The following is a 1,412-nucleotide window of genomic DNA, read 5'->3' as shown; positions in this document are numbered from 1 at the left end:
GTGATAGACTGAGCTAACAAAACTGGGTATTCGCATACCGGTTTAATCTTCCATGAAGAGGCGGATGGGAGTCTGTGTAAACCTTTACCTACTATAAAAAATTAGAGAAAAATGGCTTTGTTAGCCAGTTTTGAGTCCATCAATCCCACTAATGATTAAGGGACGCTCCCTGTCCAGTTAGCTCTCCAACTCCAGCATCCAGTCTCCTGGTATCCAAAAATCGTCCAGATCCAGTGATAACACTGGATGATCACCCTGATCAGACAGGGCTCTGGCGTCTTCAAACGCTTCAAGGCAGTCATCTTCAAGTATTGGGCCGATCAGCTCAGGCCGGTATTCATTATCTTTTCCTGCCCGGTCGAGTATTTCGTCGGCTTCGAATCCGAAAGTGCAAGCCCAGAGTGCTCTGAGACGGTTTCCTGAAGCACCGTATGCGATTCTGGCGATGTTAATATCGTGCATATTGCACCAGAGAATCGTTGACATGGCTGCGCAATCCGGCTCGGCATTGGTCAACAGAATCAGCTCCTGATTCCGTCGGACATGATAGTTTTGTGCCAGTGCATGAAGGGCGAGGCCTTCAGCGCTGAAGAGAGGGCTGATATGACGGGCATAAGCAGCAGTCACCAGAATCTGACCACAGGGGTCCAGGATGCAGCAGGAAAAGGGTGCTATGGGGTTGGCATTGATGCCAAGCTCGATCAGTTCTCCCATCATTTCTTCGTACTCTTGCATGACCGTTCTCCGGATGGGTTGAAATCATTAAGACAGACGTAGGCTATAAGCTAGTCATAAAATAACGAACTCGCTTTTTTCCCGATTTGCTGCCGCTACAGGACTGCATGGATGCAGGAGGCAGAGCAATGCAGGAGCAATTGCCGCGCAGGGCAGAGTATTCTCACTCAGGTTCCGGGGCTGACATGAACTTTTCTCAGCGAAAACAGTCAAAAGTACTCTGAGAATAACAAGGTGAAAGGAGTAAAACCCATGATAATAAACAGGATGACAGGTTTAACGTGGCGATTTAAAAAAAATGATTTCTTAGCTGTATGCGTCCTCACTTTAGTGATACTCATACTGCCTCTGGCAAGTCTCGGTTTGGAGATTTTATCATATGAGGTGGCCGCCCCTGAAGACTGTCTCAACCAGGAGCCGGATTTTCTTAACCGACTGAAGCAAAATCAAAGGTATTACCTGCTCTGTCATGTTCCTGCATCAGACTGGAAGGTTTTTCGTGATGACATCATTGATGATGATTCTTTAAGGATGGAAGCAGAACAACTGGTTGAGAAAATCAGCAATAATGACTTTATATTGCCAGCATCCACCTTGGAAAATCCATCATTCAAGAATGATGATGCATTGGTGGACAGAATGTTGGACCTTATGGTCTACATTCATATACATCTGGC

2 protein-coding genes are annotated in these 1,412 nt (G+C 46.3%); one reads left to right on the top strand and one right to left on the bottom strand.

Going from position 1 to position 1,412, the window contains the following annotated elements; genetic code table 11:
* Positions 1-177: 177 nt before the first annotated feature.
* Positions 178-735 carry a hypothetical protein gene (locus KDK17_RS16910; RefSeq protein ID WP_257279685.1) on the bottom strand — a complete coding sequence of 186 codons (558 nt, stop codon included), beginning with the start codon at positions 733-735 and terminating at the stop codon, positions 178-180.
* 363 nt (positions 736-1,098) lie between these two features.
* Here KDK17_RS16910 and KDK17_RS16905 point away from each other — a divergent pair.
* The coding region (locus tag KDK17_RS16905; protein WP_257288616.1) for a hypothetical protein at positions 1,099-1,412 on the top strand (314 nt) is incomplete at its 3' end.

This window comes from Endozoicomonas sp. SESOKO2 (genome assembly GCF_024606245.1).
Lineage (GTDB): Bacteria > Pseudomonadota > Gammaproteobacteria > Pseudomonadales > Endozoicomonadaceae > Endozoicomonas_A.
This window is presented reverse-complemented; position numbering and strand designations above follow the sequence as displayed.